This is a genomic window from Arthrobacter sp. TMT4-20 (assembly GCF_054510775.1).
On record NZ_JBTNDW010000014.1, the window covers coordinates 1 to 21,624 of the forward strand.

Below are 21,624 nucleotides of genomic sequence, written 5' to 3' on the forward strand. Positions count from 1 at the left end.
AACGAACGTATCTCGACAAAGCTCAAGGGCCTGAGCCCGGTGCAATACCGGACCCAGGCCCTCGCGGCTTAGGATCTTACTTGGCCAGTCCAACTATCGGGGACCAGTTCAGAATCTGGTGATCCGCTCTATTGTTCTCTGGAACCTGGGTGTTTACCAGCCGCGCTCAGCGAGGCGGTGAGGCTCAGGGATTTCGTCCACGTTGATGCCGACCATTGCTTCGCCGAGGCCACGGGAGACCTTGGCGATCATCTCGGGATCGTCGTGGAAGGTGGTGGCCTTCACGATGGCCGCGGCGCGTTCCGCCGGATTACCTGACTTGAAGATACCCGAGCCGACGAACACGCCGTCAGCGCCAAGCTGCATCATCATTGCTGCATCGGACGGTGTGGCGATGCCACCCGCGGTGAAGAGCACAACGGGGAGCTTACCGGTCCGGGCAACTTCCTTGACCAGATCAAACGGAGCCTGAAGTTCCTTGGCGGCGACATACAATTCGTCCTCGGCCATTGAGGACAGGCGGGAAATCTCCGACCGGATTTTCCGCATGTGCATCGTGGCGTTGGAGACGTCGCCGGTGCCGGCCTCGCCCTTGGACCTGATCATTGCGGCACCTTCATTGAGGCGGCGCAGCGCCTCGCCGAGGTTGGTGGCACCGCAGACGAAGGGCGCGGTGAACTTCCATTTGTCAATGTGGTTGGCGTAGTCAGCCGGGGTCAGGACCTCGGACTCGTCAATGTAATCGACGCCAAGGGACTGCAGCACCTGCGCCTCAACAAAGTGGCCGATTCTCGCCTTTGCCATCACCGGAATGGAGACAGCCGCAATGATGCTGTCGATCATGTCCGGATCGCTCATTCGGGACACGCCACCCTGCGCACGGATGTCGGCGGGTACCCGCTCGAGCGCCATGACGGCGACGGCGCCCGCATCTTCCGCGATGCGCGCCTGCTCTGCGGTGACCACGTCCATGATGACGCCGCCCTTGAGCATTTCTGCCATGCCGCGCTTGACCCGGCTACTGCCGGTCACGGGCGCGGTTGTCGAATTTTCTTCAACGGTGGACACAATTCGCCCCTAAGTTAGGTAAAAGATAACAATTAATAATACGCCCGCGGATGGGCCGGATCTGCCGTTAGCGGGTCTCGTTGGCTGCCATCGCCTGTTTGTGCACAGCCACCACGCGCTGGATCACCGTTGCAACGCTTGCGAGAGCCAGCAGGATCAGGACGGTGAGCAGGAAACCATGCGGCAGCCCGAGACCGGTCAGGCCGGTTACTACCAGGACCGACACCAGCCGTTCAGCTCGCTCCGCGATCCCCACATTGGCCGTGAAGCCCAGAGATTCGGCCTTCGCCCGGGCATAGGAGACCAGCATGCCGAGGACCAGACAGGCCAAGGCTGCAATGGCGATGGGGGTGTTGTTGCCGTCTCCAAAGAACCAGATGGCGACCCCGGCGAACAGGGCGCCGTCGGCAATCCGGTCAAGGGTTGAGTCGAGGAAGTTCCCCCAGGTCCCCCCGGTGCCTTTGATGCGGGCCATGATGCCATCGACCAGGTCCGAGAAGACGAAGAGAGTGATGAAGACGGTGCCCCAGAACAGTTCACCCATCGGGTAGAAGACGAGAGCGCCGATCACGACGCCGAGCGTGCCAACGATGGTTACCGTGTCGGGCGAGACTCCCCATTTGAGCAGGAGCCTGGCGAGTGGACTGAACAGGGTGGTGAAGAACCTGCGTGCATATTTATTCAGCACCGGTGCCACCAGCGTTCTCGGCCCGCGGCCAACCTGCGGCCATCTGCGTTCTGACTTCGTCCAGCGTCTGGGTGATGGCCTTGGTTTGCGCGATGATTGGCAGGAAGTTGCCGTCCCCACCCCACCGTGGGACCACGTGCTGGTGCAGGTGGGCTGCGATGCCTGCACCGCCGGTCACCCCCTGATTCATCCCGAGATTGAATCCGGTGGGTTTGGCTACGTCGCGCAGCACCCGCATGGCCGTCTGGGTAAGTTCGGCGATCTCGACGGTTTCGTTGCTGTCGACGTCGGTGTAGTCCGGGACATGGCGGTAGGGGCAGACCAGGAGGTGGCCCGGGTTGTAGGGGAACAGGTTCAGGATCACGTAGGCATAGGTGCCCCGGTGCACGATGAGTGACTCCTCGTCGGTGCGGGACGGAGCGACGCAGAACGGGCAGTCGTCCTTGTCTTTGAACTGTGACTGCCCGCCCTTGATGTAGGCCAACCGATGCGGAGTCCAGAGGCGCTGAAAAGCGTCAGGTACGCCACCAATCTCGAAATCGTCGGTCACACCGTCATCGCCGGGATAACGCCCGTCGGCGTTTTGCCCGTCAGCCCCCGTAGCACTCTCCATACGTTTTACTTGTCCCGATTCCGGACAGCTTCGACAATGCGTCGGACTGCCTCGTCGACCGGCACCTGGTTGTCCTGGCTGCCGTCCCGGAACCTGAAGGACACGGCCCCGGCGTCCTGGTCGTCACCGCCGGCGATCAGCACAAACGGAACCTTTTCCTTGCTCGCGGTGCGGATCTTCTTGGGGAACCGATCAGTGCCAATGTCCACTTGTGCGCGGATGCCTTCGGCTTTGAGCTTGTCAACGACGTCGAACAGGTACTCGTTGAAGGCTTCAGCGACCGGGATGGCGAGTACCTGGACCGGGGCAAGCCAGGCCGGGAACGCGCCGGCGTAGTGCTCGGTAAGGACACCCATGAACCGTTCGATGGAGCCGAACAGTGCACGGTGGATCATCACTGGTCGCTGGCGGGTGCCATCCGCGGCCTGGTATTCGAGCTCGAACCGCTCCGGCAGGTTGAAGTCCAGCTGGATGGTGGACATCTGCCAGGTGCGACCGATGGCGTCCCGCGCCTGGACAGAAATCTTGGGACCGTAGAACGCCGCTCCGCCGGGATCAGGCCGCAGTTCCAGACCCGAGGCTTCGCCCACCTCGGCGAGGGTCCGGGTAGCTTCCTCCCAGATATCGTCGGAGCCTACCGACTTTTCAGGGTTCTTGGTGGAGAGTTCCAGGTAAAAATCATCCAGCCCGTAGTCCTTGAGCAGTCCGAGAACAAAGTTGAGCGTCTCGGTGAGCTCGTCCTTCATCTGTTCGCGGGTGCAGTAGATGTGGGCGTCGTCCTGGGTCATGCCACGGACGCGGGTCAGGCCGTGCACCACACCCGATTTTTCATACCGGTAGACGGAGCCGAACTCGAACATCCGCAGCGGCAGTTCGCGGTAGGACCGACCGCGGGACTTGAAGATCAGGTTGTGCATGGGGCAGTTCATCGGCTTGAGGTAGTAGTCCTGGCCCGGCTTGCGCACCGTGCCGTCCTCATTGAGTTCCTCGTCGACGTGCATCGCCGGGAACATACCGTCGCGATACCAGTCCAGGTGGCCCGACACCTCGTAGAGGTGTCCCTTGGTGATATGCGGGGTGTAGACGAACTCGTAGCCGGCGTCGACGTGACGCTGACGCGAGTAGTCTTCCATCGCCTTACGGATGATTCCGCCCTTGGGGTGGAACACCGGCAAGCCGGAACCGAGCTCATCTGGGAACGAGAACAGGTCCAGCTCGGTGCCGAGTTTGCGGTGGTCGCGGCGCTCGGCTTCGGCGATACGTTCCTGGTAGGCCTTCAGCTCGTCTTTGGTGGGCCAGGCGGTCCCGTAGATGCGTTGCAGCTGCTGATTCTTTTCGCTTCCACGCCAGTAGGCTGCGGCGGACCGGGTCAGGGCGTACGCGTTCGAAATGAGTTTGGTGTTCGGCAGGTGCGGACCGCGGCAGAGGTCCTTCCAGACGACGTCGCCGCTTTTGCGATCGATGTTGTCGTAAATGGTCAGTTCGCCGGCACCGACCTCGACTGACGCGCCGTCGTCGTCGGTGATATCGCCCGAACCGCCCTTGAGGCCGATCAGTTCCAGCTTGTACGGCTCGTCGGCCATCGCTTCGCGGGCTTCAGCCTCGGTTGCGACCCTGCGAACAAACAGCTGGTTGCTGTTCACGATTTTCAGCATCATCTTCTCAAGCTGCTTCAGATCGTCGGGAGTAAAGGGAGCCTCAACGTCGAAGTCGAAATAGAACCCGTCGGTGATGTACGGGCCGATACCCAGTTTGGCGCCTGGGCGCAGCTGCTGAACAGCCTGTGCCATAACGTGTGCGGCCGAGTGGCGCAGCACTTCCAGACCCTCGGGCGAACCGATCGTGATGGGCTCCACCTGGGCGTCGGCGGGGATTGGCTGATCGAGATCCACCAGTTCCCCATTCACCCGGACGACGACGACGTCGCGGCGTTCGGCGAACAGGTCAACGCCGGAAGTGCCCGTGGTCACCTGGTGCTCTTCGCCGTCGACGATGAGGGTGATATGGGAGGGCGCTGACACAGTGGTCTCCTAGCAAAGGTGGGACGGCGGGTTAACTCTCTGATGGTATCCGCTGTGCTGGACGCGACCAACAACCTTGCTAGCGCGCGCCGGTGCTGAACCGCGAAAGTGTCAGTAGGATCAACTCATGAAACCTCAGGTCTCAGTCATCACGCTGGGCGTCCGCAACCTTGAAACGGCTTACAACTTCTACGCAAAGGCCCTGGGTTGGGACCCTCTGGTTTACGTTCCCGATGAGGTTGCGTTCTTCCAGGTGGGCAATGGTCTGGTGCTGTCCCTCTTCAGGGGTGACCATCTGGCCGCCGAAGCCGGAAATCTTGGGCACGGCCCAGTTTCGCCTCCGCTCACCCTGGGCCACAACGTGGATTCCCCCGAAGAGGTGGATACCGTCCTCAATGCCGCTGTTGCCGCAGGAGCAGAACTGATTGCCGAAGGAACCGCGATGAGCTGGGGCGGTTACTCAGGGTATTTCGCGGATCCTGATGGCTTCCACTGGGAGGTCTGCCACAATCCGGGGCTATCAATCGCCGACGACGGCACCGTGTCACTCCGCGAAATCGTCTGACCTGCAGCGACCTGAAATCAGTGTTCTGAGAACACTGTTTGTCCTGCGGAATCTAAATGATTCCGTGCGTGTTGCACACTGTGCAGGGCAAAATCGACCCTGCACCCAACAACTTCAGTTTTCCGTCTGAAGGTTTCGACAACTTACGAAGGAGCACCGTGGACTACACTCCCGATGCCGGCACGATCACCATGTTTTCAACCAGCTGGTGCGGCTACTGCCGTCGGCTCAAGAAGCAGCTCGATGCCAAGGGGATCGGCTACACCGAGATCAATATCGAAGAGGTAGAAGGCACCGCAGCACTGGTGGAATCCCTCAACGGCGGCAACCAGACGGTCCCAACGGTGTTGTTCCCTGACGGCACGGCGGCAACGAATCCTTCGGTGTCGGACGTAATGGCAAGGATCGCTAGCTAGCCCAGTCGGCTATTTCTCTCCCATTCCCTCTGATACCACTGTGATTCACAGCGCTAGAAGGGTGGTGGGTCGGGGGTGGTGGTGTAGGTTTTGCCGGTCAGTGAGGTGGCGGTGAGGGTGCCGGGTTCGGGTTGGTGGTAGTGCCAGTAGCCTTCTGTTTTGAGTTTGTGGTGTTTGCGGCAGAGGGCGGCGAGGTTGTCGTAGCTGGTGGTGCCGCCGTGGTGCCAGGGGATCGTGTGGTCGAGGTCGCAGGCCGGGGCTGGCCGGTTGCAGCCGGGGTGGCGGCACGTTTTATCCCTGACGAGTATGGTCCGTCGGAGACTTTCCGGGACCGTATACCGTTCCCGGCCGACGCTGAGGACAGCACCCGTCTCCGGGTGGGTGAGGATCCGGGTGAATCCCTTGGCGTGGGCGGCAAGTTTCCGGGCGGTGTCCGGGTCGATCGGCCCGTACCCGGCGAGGTCGGCTGGTGCGTCGCCGCCGAGCAGGGTCATCACGGGTACGGTCACGAACACCACCGGGTGCACCCCCAGAACCGCCGCCAAATCCACCCCACCCGCACCGCTGTCTCCCGCACCGCCATCTCCAGCTCCGCCGTTTCCCGCACTGCCGTCACCAGTACCGCAGTCTCCAGTACCGCCGTCTCCGGTGGTGCTGCCGTCGTGTTCCACGGGGTGGGCGAGGTTGGTTGGACTGGTTGCTGCCGCGCCGGGTTCGCAGTGGTGGGTGAGGAGGTCTCCGAGGAGGTCGGCTTTGAGTTGGGTGAGGGTGCGGTCTTCTTGCGGGTGTTGCAGGGCACGGGCCATGAAGGTGAGCCGGTGTTCGATGCCGCAGGCCTGTTCGGCGGGAAGATAGGCCGAGAACCAGGCCATGCCGTCGTGGGCGGGGGTGAGTTCCACGTGCCGGTCCTCAACGGCCGCGGCCTTGCGGGTGGTGATGGAATCGGGGTGGAGCTTTTCCCGGATCCGGTGGCAGAGGCTTTTCAACCGGGGTGGGGTCAGGTGCGCTCCGCGTTGGAGGACTTGATCCTCGAACCCGGCCAGCACCTCGGCCGGTAGGAACAGTGCTTCGTCGGCGATGATCTGGGCTTGCCGGATAGAGATCACACCCGCGCCCAGGGACTGGAGGGTTTTCGGGAGGTCCAGGGCCAGGGTCAGGCTGTGACCCAGTAACCGGTGCGCGGCCCGCCCGGAAATGTTCAGTAACGGCGCTAGTTCCTCGACGGTGAGGGTGAACCCAAGCCCTGTGCCGATGCCCTGCCGGGACGAGGCCCGGGACGCAGCGAGGCTTTGCACTTCGCGGTGCAGATCAGCGATCAGTTCGGCCTGCCGGGCAGCGGCCCACGACGCCAACCGATCCACCGCCTGCAACAAGTCCGAGATCCCCGCCACCGGATCCGACGCTTCGTCAGATGGTCCGTCAGCCGGTCCGTCAGCGGCTTTTCCGGCGGGTATCTTCGCGGGGACGCGGTTGGTTTCCCAGGGCAGCAACATGGAGACCAGCGATTCGGGGCCGGCCAGTTCCACCTTGGTGGCCGCCGTGTTGGCCGCATACCGGTGGGACCGGCTGGTCTTGCCGACCCTGCGCAACACACCGGCCACCTCGCCGGGGCTCCACGACGGATCCATCCCAGCCAACGAAACCGAGTCAACAGAACCCGGGCTAGCCGCACCCAGGCTGGCCGTAAAAACCTCAGCGATGCTGCGGTTTCCACCGGTATTCTCCTGCTGCTTCATACCTCCATCACATCATCTGCCACTGACATTCTTCGGCGTCAGGCAGGCTGGCAGGACCAACCCGGATTAAGCTCACAGCGAACAACGTGAACGGTCCCTTCAGAACCCGGCAGGCGAACGCCACGGGGTGCGTACGCCGTCGTTCTCGCAGAACGACGTGGTGGCAGCCTCCCCGGCCAGACAACCTCCATCGACCAATTTCCGAGCGCCAACCGGTTCTGCCAAATCAACGGTCAACGGGACCATGTCGTTGCTGGGACAGTCATATCCCGCCTCAGGCAATGCCTCAACATCGGTTCTGATCACTATCTGATCTTCTTCGTAGCTGATCTTTGGCTCCAGCACAGGTCCGGTCACTCCGCCCGAACAACCTATCCGGGTCACGTCCACCCTAAAACTCGCTGAACTTGCCCAAGGTGGGGGAAAGATCACCTGATTGAGCCACTGTCCGACTCCGTGCCTATGCTTGGGAGACCGCCCGGTACCCAACCGAAAGGACCGTGTTGAAATGGCTCATAGAGTCCAAGCCGTAATTGTCAGGGAAAAGAACGCACCAGCCAGCATCGAGACCATCCTCGTGCCAGATCCAGGACCTGGTGAAGCACTGGTCGATATCCTCACCTGCGGCGTTTGCCATACCGATCTGCACTACAAGCAGGGTGGGATCAGTGACGATTACCCCTTCCTCCTCGGCCACGAAGCCACCGGTGTGGTCAGCGCCGTCGGAGACAACGTCACCGAGGTAGCACCCGGCGACCGCGTCATCCTGAACTGGCGTGCGGTCTGCGGCGAATGTCGTGCCTGCCGTCGCGGTGAAGCGCAGTACTGCTTCAACACCCACAACGCCACCCAGAAAATGACGCTTGAAGACGGCACCGAGCTCTCCCCTGCCCTGGGTATTGGCGCTTTCGCCGAGAAGACTCTCGTCGCTGCCGGCCAGTGCACCAAGGTGGATCCCGAAGCGGATGCGGCCGCCGTCGGCCTCCTGGGCTGCGGCGTCATGGCAGGCATCGGCGCCGCCATCAACACCGGCAACGTGCGCCGGGGCGACTCGGTAGCCGTCATCGGTTGCGGCGGCGTGGGCAGTGCAGCCATCGCCGGCGCCAAGCTCGCGGGTGCGACGACGATTATCGCCGTAGACATCGATGACCGAAAGCTTGAAGCAACCAGGAAACTGGGAGCAACCCACACGGTCAACTCCAAGAACCAGGACGCTGTCGAGGCCATTCAGGCCCTCACCGACGGCAACGGCGCCAACGTGGTGATCGACGCCGTCGGCCGCCCCGAAACCTACAAGCAGGCGTTCTACGCACGCGATCTCGCCGGCACAGTGGTGCTGGTGGGCGTCCCCACCCCGGACATGATGCTGGAACTGCCGCTGCTCGATGTCTTCGGTCGCGGCGGTTCGCTCAAGTCGTCCTGGTACGGCGACTGCCTCCCCTCCAGGGACTTCCCAATGCTGGTCAGCCACTACCAGCAGGGCAACCTGGACCTCGATGCCTTCGTCACCGAACGGATCAAGCTCGACCAGGTTGAAGCCGCGTTCGACAAGATGCACGACGGCTCGGTGCTGCGCTCGGTGGTGGAACTCTGATGGCTGCACGCATTGAACACCTGCTGACCAGCGGAACCTTCTCCCTCGATGGCGGAACCTGGGACGTTGACAACAATGTCTGGATCATCGGCGATGACACCGAATGCATCGTCATCGACCCTGCGCACGACGCTGCAGCGGTGGTGGAACAGATCAATGGGCGACAGGTCCGAGCCATCCTGCTCACCCACGGCCATGATGATCACATCCGCGCCGTCGGCGACGTCTACGACGCTGTCCGGGCGCCCATCCACCTGCATCCGGCCGACCGGATGCTGTGGGACCAGGTCTATCCTGACCCGGCGCCGGACCAGGACATCAACGACGGCGACGAGTTCACGGTCGCTGGCGTCACCCTGAAGGCGCTGCACACCCCCGGGCATTCCCCCGGGTCCGTGAGCTTCTACCTCGAAGAGGCCGGCACCGTCTTTACCGGCGACACCCTGTTCCAGGGCGGTCCCGGCGCGACTGGCCGATCCTTCAGCGACTTCCCCACCATCATCGAATCCATCCGTGACCGCCTGCTCAGCCTCCCGGCTGACACGGTGGTTCGCCCCGGGCACGGCGATTCAACGACGGTGGGCGCCGAGGCGCCATCACTTGATGAATGGATTGCGCGCGGCCACTAGATCCTGCGTGCCGCCTAGAGCACAACCAGTACGACGACGACCGCCCCGTGGCCAGCTGGCCGCGGGGCGGTCGCTGGTTAAGACCCCCACCCTCGAGCCGGTGGAAACCGGTGCGATCAGCTCGCAACGGTCGTTCTGGCTGTCAGGATACGCTGGGCTGGACCGCTGTGGAAGTCTCCGACGGCTCAAACCCATATCCCGCGCGGTGATAGGCGGCGAGGACGGCGTCTTCGACGTCGCCGACGGTCAGACCACGCACCAGGTCATTCGCGGCGCCGGCCGTGGCCGGGTCCCAGTCCAGTCCCATCGCCGCGTACGACGAGGCCAACACTTCCCGGATTGGCGCCGAGTCTTCCACCACAATTACCGAGGAAAAAAGCCAGGCCCCGGCGACCACCCGCTGGGCTGTCCCCACCAGCTTCACGCGCCGACCGTCATCGCCAATGCCGTGCACGCTGTATTCGCCGGGACAGTACTCGCCGGGAATTTCCCCCACCGCCGCGGTCACTCCCACCGAGCGCAGCGCTGACGCGAGTAGTTCACCGAATCCGGAGAAGCGGTTCCGCGACCCGGCGACGGCGTCAGTCTGCGGCTCGACATGATCGATCACCAGGCAGCCACGATGATAGGCCGCGGCCCTGCCTCCCGCCCGGCGCACGAGCGGTTCAAACCCCAGTGCCCGTGCAGCCTCTTCGGCGGCAGGGAAACCCGGCAACCGGGTGTCTCGTTGCCCGAACGCCACTGTGGGCTCCGGCCGATAGAGTCGCAGCGTAGCGGGACGCTCCCCCGCCGCCACAGCGCGCAGCAAGGTGATGCCCTCCGCCAGGTCAGCGGCGGCGCCGGCCGAAGCGGTACGGCGCACCACGAACAGGTCGGCACCGGTCATCTGGGTTAGGCTCCTGTCCATGATCTTCCTGCAGTTTCTGGTTGCCGCAGCGACATTCCTGCTGCTGGACGCCGTGTGGCTCAAATCGATGAGCAAATTTTATCGTCGGCATCTCGGCGACCAGCTTGCCGACAAACCCAATTTTCTCTACGCGGCAGCGTTCTACCTAATCTATGTAGCGGGCATCGTGCTCTTCGCTGTTCAGCCCGCATTGGCCGCCGAGTCATGGTTGGCAGCGTTGGGCTACGGTGGGGCGCTGGGCTTTTTCGCCTATGCGACCTATGACCTCACCAATGCCTCGACACTGAAACGGTGGCCAGCGGTCCTGATCGCCGTGGACCTCGCCTGGGGTGCCGCACTGACCGGCCTGATCACCGTCGTGACGTACCTGGTTTTCGTGTGATTCGGTTTGTGACCGACGACGGCGTGTAGCCGCCACGAGTCCCGATTCCGGATGGGACACTTATCTGGTGACGCCGCATACCCCCCAACTTTCCCGCCGGTCAGCGGCCCCGCAGCCGCGCACCCTGATTGATATCCTCACCGCCACTGCTGACACGTTGCCCGACGCCTCAGCGCTCGACGACGGCACCACCAGCCTCAGTTACGCCGAGTTGCTCTCGAGTGTCAGGGCGATGGGGAAAAAGCTTCACCTGGCCGGGCTGGGTGCTGGCGACCGGATCGGCGTTCGTATTCCGTCCGGAACCGCCGAGCTTTACATCGCCATCCTCGCGATCCTCATGATCGGGGCAGCCTACGTCCCGGTGGACGCCGACGACCCCGACGAACGCGCCAAACTTGTGTTCTCCGAAGCGAAGGTCGCAGGCATCCTGCGCGCGGGGCGCAAACCGGTGGTTCAAAAGGGGCGGAAAGCTCCTTTCCCTGCACCGAGGATGCCGACCCCCGACGACGACGCCTGGATCATTTTCACCTCCGGGTCCACCGGAACACCCAAGGGTGTTGCAGTGTCGCACCGCTCGGCGGCGGCGTTTGTCGACGCCGAGGCCCGTTTGTTCCTGCAGGCCGAGCCGGCGGGCCCTACCGACCGGGTCCTCGCCGGACTTTCCGTCGCCTTCGACGCCTCCTGCGAGGAGATGTGGCTGGCCTGGCGCAACGGCGCCTGCCTGGTGCCGGCCCCGCGTGCCCTGGTGCGTTCGGGCATGGATCTCGGTCCGTGGCTGATCACCCACGGCATCACCATGGTTTCGACGGTTCCTACCCTTGCCGCCCTGTGGCCGGTCGAATCTCTCGAAGCCGTCAGACTGCTGATCTTCGGCGGAGAGGCCTGCCCACCCGAGCTCGCAGCGAGGCTGGCGACCGAGGACCGGGAGCTGTGGAACACCTACGGCCCCACGGAGGCGACAGTCGTCGCCTGTGCCGCTCTGCTCGGCGGTCCAGGACCGGTGCGCATTGGGCTTCCCCTGGACGGCTGGGATCTCGCCGTCGTCGACAGTTCAGGTATTCCGGTGGCCGCCGGCGAGGTCGGTGAGCTGATTATCGGCGGGGTTGGGCTGGCCCGCTACCTCGATCCGCAGAAGGACAAGGAAAAATACGCTCCGATGCCGTCGCTGGGTTGGGACCGCGCCTATCGCAGCGGGGACCTGGTCAGGTTTGACCCGGTGGGGCTCGAATTTATGGGACGCGCCGATGAACAGGTGAAGCTCGGCGGCCGACGGATCGAACTCGGCGAAGTCGACGCCGCCCTGCAGTCCTTGCCCGGCGTCGCAGGTGCCGCAGCCGCAGTGCAGACCACCGCCGCCGGCAACCAGATACTGGTGGGCTATCTCGTCGCCGCCGGAGCACCGCTCGACCTGCAGGAGCTGCGCTCCGAGCTTGCTGGTTCGCTGCCCGCGGCGCTGATTCCGATGCTCAGCGAAACCGATTCCCTGCCGACCAAAACCAGTGGAAAGGTGGACCGGTCGGCGCTCCCCTGGCCCCTCGCCCAGCACAACGACGACGACGCCCCGGCCCTCGACGACGAAGCCCAGTGGGTGGTGGACCAGTGGACGGCAGTACTCGGCGTCCCGGCGTCGGGATTGGATGCGGACTTCTTCGCCCACGGTGGCGGCAGCCTGTCTGCGGCGCAGCTGGTGTCCGCCCTGCGACAGCAGTATCCGACGGTCACGGTTGCCGACATTTACGCCCACCCGCGGGTGGGCGCGTTGATTGACATGGTTAAAGGATCGGAACCGGTCGGCGGCACGATCAGGATTGAGCGGAACGTCGCCCGCACCACCCGCAAAGCCCAGATCTTCCAGACGCTGATGGGCATTCCCCTCTTCATGCTGGTGGGGATGCGCTGGCTGACCTACCTGATGATCATCAATCAGGTTCTCGTGATCTCCGGGATCGCAGCGACGACCACGCTGTCCTGGGGGTGGATCCTTGCCAGCTGGATCGTGTTCGTCAGCCCGCTGGGGCGGATGGGGATTTCGGTTATCGCCGCGAGGATCCTGCTACGCGGGGTCCAGCCTGGAAGCTATCCCCGCAGCGGCAGGGTGCACCTGAAACTCTGGCTTGCCGAACAAATCGCGGACATGGCAGCCGCAGTCAGCCTTGCCAGCGCACCGTGGGTCACCTACTACGCCCGGGCGCTGGGGGCAAAGATTGGGCGCGACGTCGACCTCCACTCGGTCCCCCCGGTCACCGGAATGCTTCATCTGGGCAGCGGCAGCTCCGTCGAACCTGAGGTGGACCTTTCCGGCTGGTGGATTGATGGCGACCTGGTCCACATCGGCAGGATCAGCGTCGGGGAGCGAGCCCTCATCGGCACCAGGAGCACGCTGATGCCCGGCACCCGGGTGGGCGCCGACTCACAGGTTGCCCCGGGTTCGGCGGTCCTGGGCAAGGTACGTCCCGGCCAGCAGTACGCTGGGTCCCCTGCCACCCGGATCGGCAAAGCCAAGCCCATCTGGCCCGATGCTCCGGCGTCGTCGCCGTCGGTCACCCTCAGCTTCCCGGCATTCGCCGCCGCCTCGGGCATCCTCTCGGGCATCCCCTATCTGGCCGCCGCCATTGCTGCCCTGCCGATCCTCGCCGCCCTGCGCGGCACCGCAGGACTGTCCGACGCCCTGCCACAACTCGCCTGGTCGGTGCCCATCGCTGGCCTGCTCTGGTTTGTGGCGACGATGATCCTGATCCTGGCAGCCGTCAGGCTGCTCGGGATCGGGCTGCGGGAGGGGTATCACCGGGTCCGGAGCCGTGTGGGCTGGCAGGTCTGGGCCACCGAACGAGTCCTTGACCTGGCCCGCGATCTGCTCTTCCCCGTGTACGCGAGCCTGTTCACGCCGGTGTGGCTGCGACTTCTTGGCGCTACGGTCGGCAAGAACGTCGAGATTTCGACTGTGCTGTTGGTTCCGAAAATGACCACCATTGGCGACGGCGCTTTCCTCGCCGATGACACGATGGTCGCATCCTACGAACTCGGTGGGGGCTGGATGAAGGTGGCGCCGGCGAAAATCGGTAAGCGAGCGTTCCTCGGCAATTCGGGGATGACCGCCGCGGGCCGCCGGGTACCCAAAAATTCGCTGGTGGCGGTGCTGTCCGCCACCCCCGCCAAGGCCAAAGCCGGTACGTCCTGGTTGGGAAGCCCGCCGGTCCGGTTGCGCCGCACCCAGATGGACGCCGATCAGACCCGGACCTTCGACCCACCACGACGGTTGAAGGTGGCAAGGGGAGCATGGGAGGTGTGCCGGCTCGCCGCAACGCTGCTGACCGTGGTGATCGCCGTGCTGGTGCTCGTGGGGCTCGACGCCATTGCCGGGCAGTGGGGCTACCTGGTTGCTGCACTCCTCGGCGGGCTGGTCATGATGACGGCCGGGACGGTGGCGGCCGTCAGTGCGGTCGCCGTCAAATGGTTGCTGGTCGGCCGAATCAGTGCGGGTGAACACCCCCTCTGGAGTTCGTTCATCTGGCGGAACGAGGTTGTCGACGCCTTCATCGAAACGGTTACCGCCCCCTGGTTTGCCCGGGCGGCCAGCGGCACTCCCGCACTCGTCTGGTGGTTAAGGGCCCTGGGAGCCAGGATCGGCCACGGCGTGTGGTGCGAAAGCTATTGGCTGCCGGAAGCCGACCTGGTAACCCTTGGTGACAGCAGCACAGTCAATCGCGGGTGCGTCATCCAGACCCATCTCTTCCATGACCGGGTGATGTCCATGGACACCGTAACCTTGAAGGATGGCGCAACCATGGGACCCCACGGAGTGATACTTCCTGCCGCCTGCCTGGCTAGCGGATCGACGGTTGGACCGGCGTCGCTGGTAATGCGCGGCGAGACAGTGCCAGCGGGAAGCTACTGGATCGGCAACCCGGTCAGCCCGTGGAAAAGCCCGGCGGTTGCCCCATGAGGGAAGCCATCAGAAGCGTCGTCGCACGCATCGGTGACACGCTCGACCCCTATACCCCCGGGCACGGGTCCGCCGACTGGGCCGCCCTGCACTACGACCTTGACCTTGACTACCGGCTGGCGAGCAACCGACTGACCGCCCGCGCCGTCATCACCGGCCGCGCCGCCGGTCCCTCGTCCCAGTCATTGGAGCGGATTGAGCTGGACCTGGCGGGGTTGAAAGTCACCAAGGTGACCCTGAGCGGCGGCCAGGTCCAGCGCTTCAGCACGCGAGGATCCCGGCTGATCGTCACCCCGGGTGAACCCATCGGCGGGGGTCAGGAATTCACCCTCGACATCAAGTACGGCGGAAACCCCAAACCCACCAGAAGCACCTGGGGCGAGGTGGGCTGGGAGGAGCTCACTGACGGCGTCCTCGTTGCCGGGCAGCCCACCGGCAGCCCGTCCTGGTTCCCGTGCAATGACCATCCCAGCCACAAAGCCACCTACCGGATGGCTGTCACCACCGACGCGAACTACCGCGCCATCTGCAATGGCCAGCTGGTATCCCATACGCCAAAAGCGAGTCGCGGCACCTGGGTGTATGACCAGCCAGAGCCGATGGCCACGTATCTGGCCACAGTCCAGATTGGCCGCTACCAGTTGGAGCGGTCCAGCACCACCCCTGTGCCGCAGTTCACTGCCGCACCCGTGGGCCTGCGGGACGCGGCACGCCGCGCACTCTCGCGTCAGCACGAGATGATCAGCGCCTTCACCGAACTCTTCGGCCCTTATCCGTTTGATGCGTACACCGTGGTGGTAGCTGACGATGTATTGGAGATTCCGTTGGAAGCGCAGTCGTTGTCGATTCTGGGCAGCAACCATCTCACCACCGAGTGGGAATCTCAGCGGCTCATCGCCCACGAACTGTCCCACCAGTGGTTCGGTAACTCCCTGACGGTGAGTGCCTGGCAGGACATCTGGCTGCACGAGGGCTTCGCCTGCTACGCCGAATGGCTGTGGTCAGAAAGGTCGGGGTCCCTTTCCACTTCGGAACGGGCCACCGAGGCGTGGCGTGCGCTCGCCACAGAACCGGAGGATCTGATCATTGGTGATCCCGGCGGCTCGGACATGTTCGACGACCGGGTTTACAAACGCGGCGCCCTGGCGCTCCACGCCTTGAGGATCGCCGCCGGCGACGAGCTCTTTTTCGGAATGCTTCGCGACTGGACCGCCCGGTTCAGGCACCAGCACGTCAGTACTGCCGACCTGATCGAGCTGGCCGATGAGAGCTGCTCCACGGTCCCCGGCTTCGACGCGGCAGCCCTCCTCCAGCCGTGGCTGTACCAGCCGGAGCTGCCAAACCTGCTCTGACCAGCCGATGGCGGCAGGGAATTAGTCGGTGACAACGACCCCGCGCCAAAACGCCACATGGTCTCGGATGTTTTCAGCCTCGGCCTTCGGTTCCGGGTAAGTCCAGGCGGCGTCGTCATTCGTGGCACCGGCCACCGTCAAGGAGAAATACTTGGCGGTTCCTTTCCAGGGGCAGACGGTGGTCATGCTGCTGTCGGTGAGGTACTCGGTCCTGACCGAGTCCTTAGGGAAATAGTGGTTTCCCTCCACCATTACCGTCCGGTCTGACTCTGCGATGACGGTATTGTTCCATAGTGCCTTTGCCATGGTGCTGGCCTTTCGATCACAGTGCCCGGAGCGGGCACCTACCCTCCATCAACGAGTGTGCCCGCTCCGGAATTCCGCGACGGTCGAGCGGAACGTGCCCTAGCGCCCGCCGTCAATCTTGCGGCTGCGCTGCTCCTGGCCCGGCACACCGTAGGGGTAGTCGGAGACCTCCGGTGCGCTGACCGTTGAAAGCCTGTCGACCTCGGCGGCGCTCAGGGTCACCGAGTCGGCGCCCAGGTTGTCGGTGAGCTGATCGGTGTTCCGTGCCCCCAGGATGACCGAGGTGACAGCTGGCTGCTGGGCCACCCAGGCGAGGGCCACCTGCGATGCCGTGATCTCCCGCTCAGCTGCAATCTCTACGACGGTGTCAATAATGCGCCAGGTGCGCTCCTTGGCGTTGCGTTCCTTCCAGGCTTCCATACCGCGCTCGGGGTTCTCGCCCAGCCGCGTCTCGCCGGTGGGAGAGGTATCCCGCTGGTACTTTCCGGTGAGCCAGCCACCGCCCAGCGGCGACCAGGGCAGGAGGCCGATATCGGCGTCGAGCGCTGCCGGAACAATTTCCGACTCGATCTCGCGGACCAACAGACTGTACTGGGGTTGCAGGGTGACCGGCGCGTTCCAGCCGTGGGCCTTGGCCAGCCAGACGGCCTTGGTCATTTGCCAGCCGGAATAGTTGGAGAATCCGTAGTAGGCGATCTTGCCGTTGCGGATCGAATCCTCGAGGAAACCCAGGGTCTCCTCCAGCGGGGTGAGTGGATCCCACGAATGCACCTGGTACAGGTCAATGTGGTCGACGCCCAGCCGGGCCAGTGAGTCGTCCAGCGCCCGGCGCAGGTGACGGCGGGACAGGCCAATATCGTTGACGCCATCTCCCATCGGGAAACGTCCCTTTGACGCGAGGACCATCTGGTCGCGCTCTGTGGGGTTCTTGGCCAGCCATGAACCGATGATCCTCTCGGACGCGCCAGCTGTGTACACGTCGGCGGTGTCGATGAAGTTGCCGCCGGCCGCCGCGTAGGCGCTGAGGACCTGGTGGGAAGTCGCTTCGTCGGCCTCCGCGCCGAAGGTCATCGTGCCCAGGGCGTACGCCGACACTGCAGTGCCGCTGTTGCCAAGCTTGCGGTATTCCATCGTGCTGCTCCTTTGAATCGACAGGTATAACTCGTATCAACCCTAGTTGCAGTGCGGCCGTTGGCAGGGCGTCGTTACAGCTTCCGGATGGTGAGGATCTGCTCAGCCCGCCCGAAGGGACCCGTGGTGTCATGCAACACCGCGGAGGTCAGCCCAATCCCGTCAGCACCGAAACTGACGCTCGTCTCCAGGCCCAGCCACTCCCCCGCCGGTTCGCGGTACAGGTGGACCTGCAGGTCCAGGTTAGGGAACATCCAGCTGCCCGGTCCGGGAGGAACCCGTGCCGACACCCCGTTCGCTGTATCAATCAGGCCGATCAGCCGCACCAGATCAGCTGTCGGAGTGCCTTCAACCATCTGATGTGGGGTACGCAACCAGACCCGGCCCCGGCCCGGGCGATGACCCTCGACAACCCGAAACTCCAGGGACTCGATAAATCCCCCGGGCCAGGCGGTCATGTCCGCAAAGGGGCCCGCCTGGTCAGGGCCGGGCATAGGTGCGTCCTCGATTGCCGCAACCGCCGCACTGTCGGCCTTCGCCAGGCGCCAGGCTTTGGCACGGATCACCGTCCGTCCGCCGGAGACCATCTCCGCTTCCAGCAGTTCGATGGTCTTGCCCGGTCTGATGACCTTGGCCAGCACATCGAACGTGCCCCCGGGGATCATGCCAAGGATGTCGAAGCTGAGTCGCGCCATCCGCAGGTCAGGTCGAGGACTGCACTGCTCGAGGCAGTGAGCCAGCAACCCGGCCGCTGGCGCCATGTGTTGTTCTTCGGGGTTCCAGGCACCCTGCGCGTGGATGGTGGATTCGAAACTGCCTTCGCCCAGCGGGCGATAGTAGGAAGCTGGCATGAAGGAGCACCTTTGCTGGACTGCGGTGGGTGGCTGGCCCCAACCCGGGGCCGCCGCAGCACCAGTCTATGACGCGTTCCGCGGCTGTTGCGGTGGGCGCGCTACACCGGTGGCACGGCCAGTTCCGGGCGGGCTGTGGCCAGTTCCCTGGCGATCAGCTCGATTGCCTCGCCGACGACGTCGCGCCCGGCCCCCTCACGGTTTGCTGCTCTCGCGGCTTTGACCCGCCGCACCAGGCCGTCCCAGTCGCCACCGCCGGTACGCAAGGGGCGGAGCGACGAGAGGAGCGCCGCCCGGCCGAGCCAGGGGTCGACGTCGGTCGCCCACCGGTCCAGTATCACTGCTGCACAGTCCCCGTCCCGTTGGTTCAGCCGGTCGGTCAACGGACCCACCACGTCGATGGCCAGCGGATCGACCAACTCCGGCCTGCCCCCCTGCCGCAGAAATCCCTCCACCCGGGTCAGGTCTGTCACCTGAAGGAGTGCCAGTCTCGACTGCAGCACCACGATGGCCGCCAACCGGCGTTCAAACACCGCTACCGCCCACAGCTCCGAGCTGAGCGCCAGCACGGCGTCGTGCTCCATCCCGCGGTAGCGGCGGAAGGCATCACGGACGGCGCCCCGGACCGCGCCTACCGACGCCCCATAAATCCGCAGGCCCCCGCTAACCCGATCGTCGGCCCGCTCCCACGACGCCTCGCGCTGCAGCGCGGTGTCGATGAACTGCCCCGCCTCACTCACAGTCCTATTCTTCCCTGCTCCGGCGGAAGGCCGAACGCGGTCGCCGTGTGGCAGGCTACTGATCGTCGCAGGACTCTCGGTATAGTGGGTCATGTCAATATTTCCAAGACTGCTAAAGGTGCTGGTCTAACTGCGTACGCAACCGGGGTCCTCTGATGACCCCAGTCATTGTTGTTCTTTCAATCTGAATCCTGAATCAAGTCTCGGCCGTGGGTTCACGCCGGCCGACTGCGGGGGATCAACTAAATGACGATCACCCTGCTCACCCTCTTACTGGGCATCATCATCATCCTCGCCATCATTGCCGCCAACGGCTATTTCGTGGCCCAGGAATTTGCCTACATGTCGGTCGACCGGACCAAGCTTGCGGTCCTGGCCGAAGCCGGCGACGTCTCCGCCCAACGGGCCCTGAAGGTCACCAAGCGAACGTCCTTTATGCTGTCGGGCGCCCAACTGGGCATCACCGTCACCGGTCTGCTGATTGGTTACGTGGCAGAACCGCTGGTCGGTGAGTCACTGGGTGTCCTGCTCGGCGGGGCCGGAGTGCCGGCCGCCCTGGGTATCTCAATCGGCACGGTACTGGCCCTCGTTGTTGCGGCAGTTGTCCAGATGATCTTCGGTGAGCTGTATCCGAAAAACCTGGCCATCGCCAATGCTGAGCCGCTGGCCCGCGGACTGGCTCGCTCAACCACGATCTACCTTGCCGCGTTCGGCTGGCTGATCACGATCTTCGACCACTCGGCCAACGCCCTGCTGCGGCTCGTCCGGGTTGAACCAGTCCACGACGTCGATACCACCGCAACTGCGAAGGATCTGGACCGCATTGTGGCCGATTCCCGCCAGAGTGGTGACCTGCCCGAAGAACTGTCGATGCTGATCGACCGTATCCTCGACTTCCCCGACCGGGATATTGAGCACGCGATGATTCCGCGGTCACAGGTCGGCACCGTCGGGCCCGAGGCAACGGTGGGCTATGTGCGCACCCTGATGGCCGATGCCCACACCCGCTATCCCGTGGTGTCCGAAACCGAGGAACCCCTCGGCGTCGTCCAACTCGCGGATATTCTGCCGGCTAGCATCAGCGACGACACCCTGGTGACGGCGGTCATGCACCCGCCGCTGGTGCTGCCGACCCTGATGTCCCTGCCCAATGCGCTGGAGCAGCTGATGAACTCCCGCAACGAGCTTGCCTGCGTGATCGATGAGTATGGCGGCTTCACCGGCGTCATCACCGTCGAGGATCTCGCAGAGGAACTCGTCGGTGAACTCACCGACGAGCACGACGACGAAGCACCACCCACGATCGAGTCCGAAGAGGACTTCATCTGGCGGATGAGTGGTGACGTGCACGTCGATGAGGTGGAGCGCGCTATCGGGCACGAACTGCCCGAGGGCGACTACGAGACGATCTCGGGTGTGCTGATCGCCGTTCGCGGCGAACTGCCGGCCGTCGGCGAAACAGTCACTGTGGTTCTCCCCGACGATCCCCGCGACCTGGTCGAGGATGAGCCCGTCCGCCGTGTGCTCGACGTCGAAGTCCTCGAAGTAACCCGGCATGTACCGAGCGAGCTGCTGGTGCGGCTGATCGAGCTCACCCCAGAGAACGCCGACGCCGGTGAGCGCGCTGAGCGCCGCACCGACGCAGCTGATGAAACCAGTGAGGAAACCCGATGATCGTAACCCTGGTAACGGTGCTACTCATCGTCCTTAGTGCATTCTTCGTCGTGATCGAATTCGCCCTGTTGGGTGCACGCCGCTATCGGCTTGAGGCCGAGGCGGCCAACAACCGTTCAGCGCGTGCCGCGCTGCGGGGTATCAACGAACTCACCATCATGCTTGCGGGTGCCCAGCTGGGCATTACCGCCTGCACGTTTGCTCTCGGCGCGATCACCAAACCGGCTGTTGATGCCTGGCTGGGTCCGGTACTCGCATCCTGGGGCATCCCGGAGGCAATAGCCGGCGGTACAGCGTTTGGGCTGTCCCTCCTGTTTGTGACCTTCCTTCACCTCGTCGTAGGAGAAATGGCGCCCAAGTCGTGGGCCATTGCCCACCCCGAGCGGTCTGCCAAGCTCATCGGACTGCCGTCACGCGGCTTCATTTGGCTCGTCCGGCCTCTGCTGGTCTGGGTCAATGCCATCGCGAACCGCCTCGTCGCTGCCAGCGGTGTCACACCTGTGAACCGGGCTGCGGCCGGCGGGTTGGACGCCGGGTCGATTCGTCACCTGGTCGAGCATTCCGCTGCAACTGGGGCACTCGAGGCGTCCTACCAGACGCAACTGTCGGGTGCGCTGGAACTGGAAAGCCTCACGGTTCGCTCACTCATCGCTTCCGGCGGCGCACCCACGGTGGTGCCGGACACTGCCACGATGGCCGATGTCCAGGAAGCGGCGGCGCGGTCGAAGCACCTCCGCATCCTGGTGCAGGGCGACGCCGGTACTCCTCCCGGGGTGATCCACGTTCGGGACACGCTCCTCGAGCCAGCGGATCGCCAGGTCCGTGAGCTGGCCGGTGCAGCCTTCCTGCTGGAGGCCGATGTTCCGGTCTATGAGGCGTTGGCTCAGATCCGGAGCGCGAGTGTTCAGCTTGCCGCCGTGATGGACGATGGCAAGTTCATCGGCGTCATTACGCTGTCAGATGTCATGCGGCGGGTTCTGCCCATGTCGATGGCTCCCGCGAAGTAGC

The 21,624-nt window shown here is 64.0% G+C and carries 21 protein-coding genes; 10 read left to right on the top strand and 11 right to left on the bottom strand.

Features of this window, described 5'->3' with window-relative positions; translation table 11 throughout:
• On the top strand, positions 1–72 hold a 72-nt coding region (locus tag ACX80Z_RS13205; protein WP_459315153.1), incomplete at its 5' end, for an IS3 family transposase.
• A gap of 81 nt (positions 73–153) precedes the next feature.
• On the opposite strand, the gene pdxS is transcribed toward ACX80Z_RS13205, so the two are convergent.
• The 4 genes from pdxS to thrS all read right to left on the bottom strand — a co-directional run bounded on the left by pdxS (position 154) and on the right by thrS (position 4,390).
• On the bottom strand, positions 154–1,068 hold the full coding sequence (gene pdxS, locus ACX80Z_RS13210; protein WP_024477477.1) for a pyridoxal 5'-phosphate synthase lyase subunit PdxS: 915 nt from the start codon (positions 1,066–1,068) through the stop codon (positions 154–156).
• A gap of 67 nt (positions 1,069–1,135) precedes the next feature.
• Positions 1,136–1,756: a phosphatidylinositol phosphate synthase gene (gene pgsA, locus ACX80Z_RS13215; protein WP_024477476.1), complete on the bottom strand. Its 621-nt coding sequence runs from the start codon at positions 1,754–1,756 to the stop codon at positions 1,136–1,138.
• The gene (locus ACX80Z_RS13220) at positions 1,746–2,369 is read right to left on the bottom strand and encodes an HIT family protein (RefSeq protein WP_019482449.1); all 624 of its coding nucleotides are present in this window, start codon (positions 2,367–2,369) and stop codon (positions 1,746–1,748) included. Before ACX80Z_RS13220 ends, pgsA begins: the two co-directional genes overlap by 11 nt.
• A 5-nt stretch (positions 2,370–2,374) precedes the next feature.
• Positions 2,375–4,390 (bottom strand): threonine--tRNA ligase, encoded by a 2,016-nt coding sequence (gene thrS / locus ACX80Z_RS13225; RefSeq protein ID WP_019482450.1) that lies wholly within the window; start codon positions 4,388–4,390, stop codon positions 2,375–2,377.
• 127 nt (positions 4,391–4,517) lie between these two features.
• On the opposite strand from thrS, the gene ACX80Z_RS13230 reads away from it, so the two are divergent.
• Both ACX80Z_RS13230 and ACX80Z_RS13235 read left to right on the top strand, forming a co-directional pair.
• Entirely contained in the window at positions 4,518–4,955 is a 438-nt protein-coding gene (locus ACX80Z_RS13230) for a VOC family protein (RefSeq protein ID WP_459316180.1), read from the top strand.
• A gap of 158 nt (positions 4,956–5,113) precedes the next feature.
• Entirely contained in the window at positions 5,114–5,371 is a 258-nt protein-coding gene (locus ACX80Z_RS13235; protein WP_026041025.1) for a mycoredoxin, read from the top strand.
• Between the two features lie 53 nt (positions 5,372–5,424).
• Here the strand turns inward: ACX80Z_RS13235 and ACX80Z_RS13240 are convergent, their stop codons facing one another.
• Positions 5,425–7,107: an HNH endonuclease signature motif containing protein gene (locus ACX80Z_RS13240; RefSeq protein WP_459316181.1), complete on the bottom strand. Its 1,683-nt coding sequence runs from the start codon at positions 7,105–7,107 to the stop codon at positions 5,425–5,427.
• A 99-nt stretch (positions 7,108–7,206) separates the two neighbouring features.
• On the bottom strand, positions 7,207–7,464 hold the full coding sequence (locus ACX80Z_RS13245; protein WP_459316182.1) for a hypothetical protein: 258 nt from the start codon (positions 7,462–7,464) through the stop codon (positions 7,207–7,209).
• 151 nt (positions 7,465–7,615) lie between these two features.
• On the opposite strand from ACX80Z_RS13245, the gene ACX80Z_RS13250 reads away from it, so the two are divergent.
• Both ACX80Z_RS13250 and ACX80Z_RS13255 read left to right on the top strand, forming a co-directional pair.
• Positions 7,616–8,701, top strand: coding sequence for an S-(hydroxymethyl)mycothiol dehydrogenase (locus ACX80Z_RS13250; protein WP_459316183.1), 1,086 nt, complete (start codon positions 7,616–7,618; stop codon positions 8,699–8,701).
• Positions 8,701–9,330: an MBL fold metallo-hydrolase gene (locus ACX80Z_RS13255; protein ID WP_019482455.1), complete on the top strand. Its 630-nt coding sequence runs from the start codon at positions 8,701–8,703 to the stop codon at positions 9,328–9,330. The genes ACX80Z_RS13250 and ACX80Z_RS13255 overlap by 1 nt, the downstream gene beginning before the upstream one ends.
• A 142-nt stretch (positions 9,331–9,472) precedes the next feature.
• Here the strand turns inward: ACX80Z_RS13255 and ACX80Z_RS13260 are convergent, their stop codons facing one another.
• Positions 9,473–10,237: a lipoate--protein ligase family protein gene (locus ACX80Z_RS13260; protein WP_459316184.1), complete on the bottom strand. Its 765-nt coding sequence runs from the start codon at positions 10,235–10,237 to the stop codon at positions 9,473–9,475.
• Between ACX80Z_RS13260 and ACX80Z_RS13265 the strand changes: the two genes are divergently transcribed.
• The 3 genes from ACX80Z_RS13265 (at position 10,236) to ACX80Z_RS13275 (ending at position 15,914) form a co-directional block, all read left to right on the top strand.
• Complete coding sequence (locus tag ACX80Z_RS13265; RefSeq protein WP_019482457.1) at positions 10,236–10,619, top strand: DUF2177 family protein; 384 nt, start codon at positions 10,236–10,238, stop codon at positions 10,617–10,619. The genes ACX80Z_RS13260 and ACX80Z_RS13265 overlap by 2 nt on opposite strands.
• 67 nt (positions 10,620–10,686) lie before the next feature.
• The gene (locus ACX80Z_RS13270) at positions 10,687–14,562 is read left to right on the top strand and encodes a Pls/PosA family non-ribosomal peptide synthetase (RefSeq protein ID WP_459316185.1); all 3,876 of its coding nucleotides are present in this window, start codon (positions 10,687–10,689) and stop codon (positions 14,560–14,562) included.
• Positions 14,559–15,914, top strand: coding sequence for a M1 family metallopeptidase (locus tag ACX80Z_RS13275; protein ID WP_459316186.1), 1,356 nt, complete (start codon positions 14,559–14,561; stop codon positions 15,912–15,914). The genes ACX80Z_RS13270 and ACX80Z_RS13275 overlap by 4 nt, the downstream gene beginning before the upstream one ends.
• Positions 15,915–15,935: 21 nt before the next feature.
• On the opposite strand, the gene ACX80Z_RS13280 is transcribed toward ACX80Z_RS13275, so the two are convergent.
• From ACX80Z_RS13280 to ACX80Z_RS13295, 4 genes are all read right to left on the bottom strand, one after another.
• Complete coding sequence (locus tag ACX80Z_RS13280; RefSeq protein ID WP_459316187.1) at positions 15,936–16,220, bottom strand: DUF427 domain-containing protein; 285 nt, start codon at positions 16,218–16,220, stop codon at positions 15,936–15,938.
• 99 nt (positions 16,221–16,319) lie between these two features.
• On the bottom strand, positions 16,320–17,351 hold the full coding sequence (locus ACX80Z_RS13285) for an aldo/keto reductase (protein ID WP_459316188.1): 1,032 nt from the start codon (positions 17,349–17,351) through the stop codon (positions 16,320–16,322).
• Between the two features lie 74 nt (positions 17,352–17,425).
• The gene (locus ACX80Z_RS13290) at positions 17,426–18,202 is read right to left on the bottom strand and encodes a thioesterase family protein (protein WP_459316189.1); all 777 of its coding nucleotides are present in this window, start codon (positions 18,200–18,202) and stop codon (positions 17,426–17,428) included.
• A 101-nt stretch (positions 18,203–18,303) separates the two neighbouring features.
• A complete protein-coding gene (locus tag ACX80Z_RS13295; protein ID WP_459316190.1) occupies positions 18,304–18,942 on the bottom strand; it encodes a DNA alkylation repair protein in 639 nt (212 codons plus the stop codon).
• A 246-nt stretch (positions 18,943–19,188) separates the two neighbouring features.
• On the opposite strand from ACX80Z_RS13295, the gene ACX80Z_RS13300 reads away from it, so the two are divergent.
• Positions 19,189–20,616, top strand: coding sequence for a hemolysin family protein (locus tag ACX80Z_RS13300; protein WP_116778103.1), 1,428 nt, complete (start codon positions 19,189–19,191; stop codon positions 20,614–20,616).
• A complete protein-coding gene (locus ACX80Z_RS13305; protein ID WP_459316191.1) occupies positions 20,613–21,623 on the top strand; it encodes a CNNM domain-containing protein in 1,011 nt (336 codons plus the stop codon). Before ACX80Z_RS13300 ends, ACX80Z_RS13305 begins: the two co-directional genes overlap by 4 nt.
• Position 21,624: the final 1 nt, after the last annotated feature.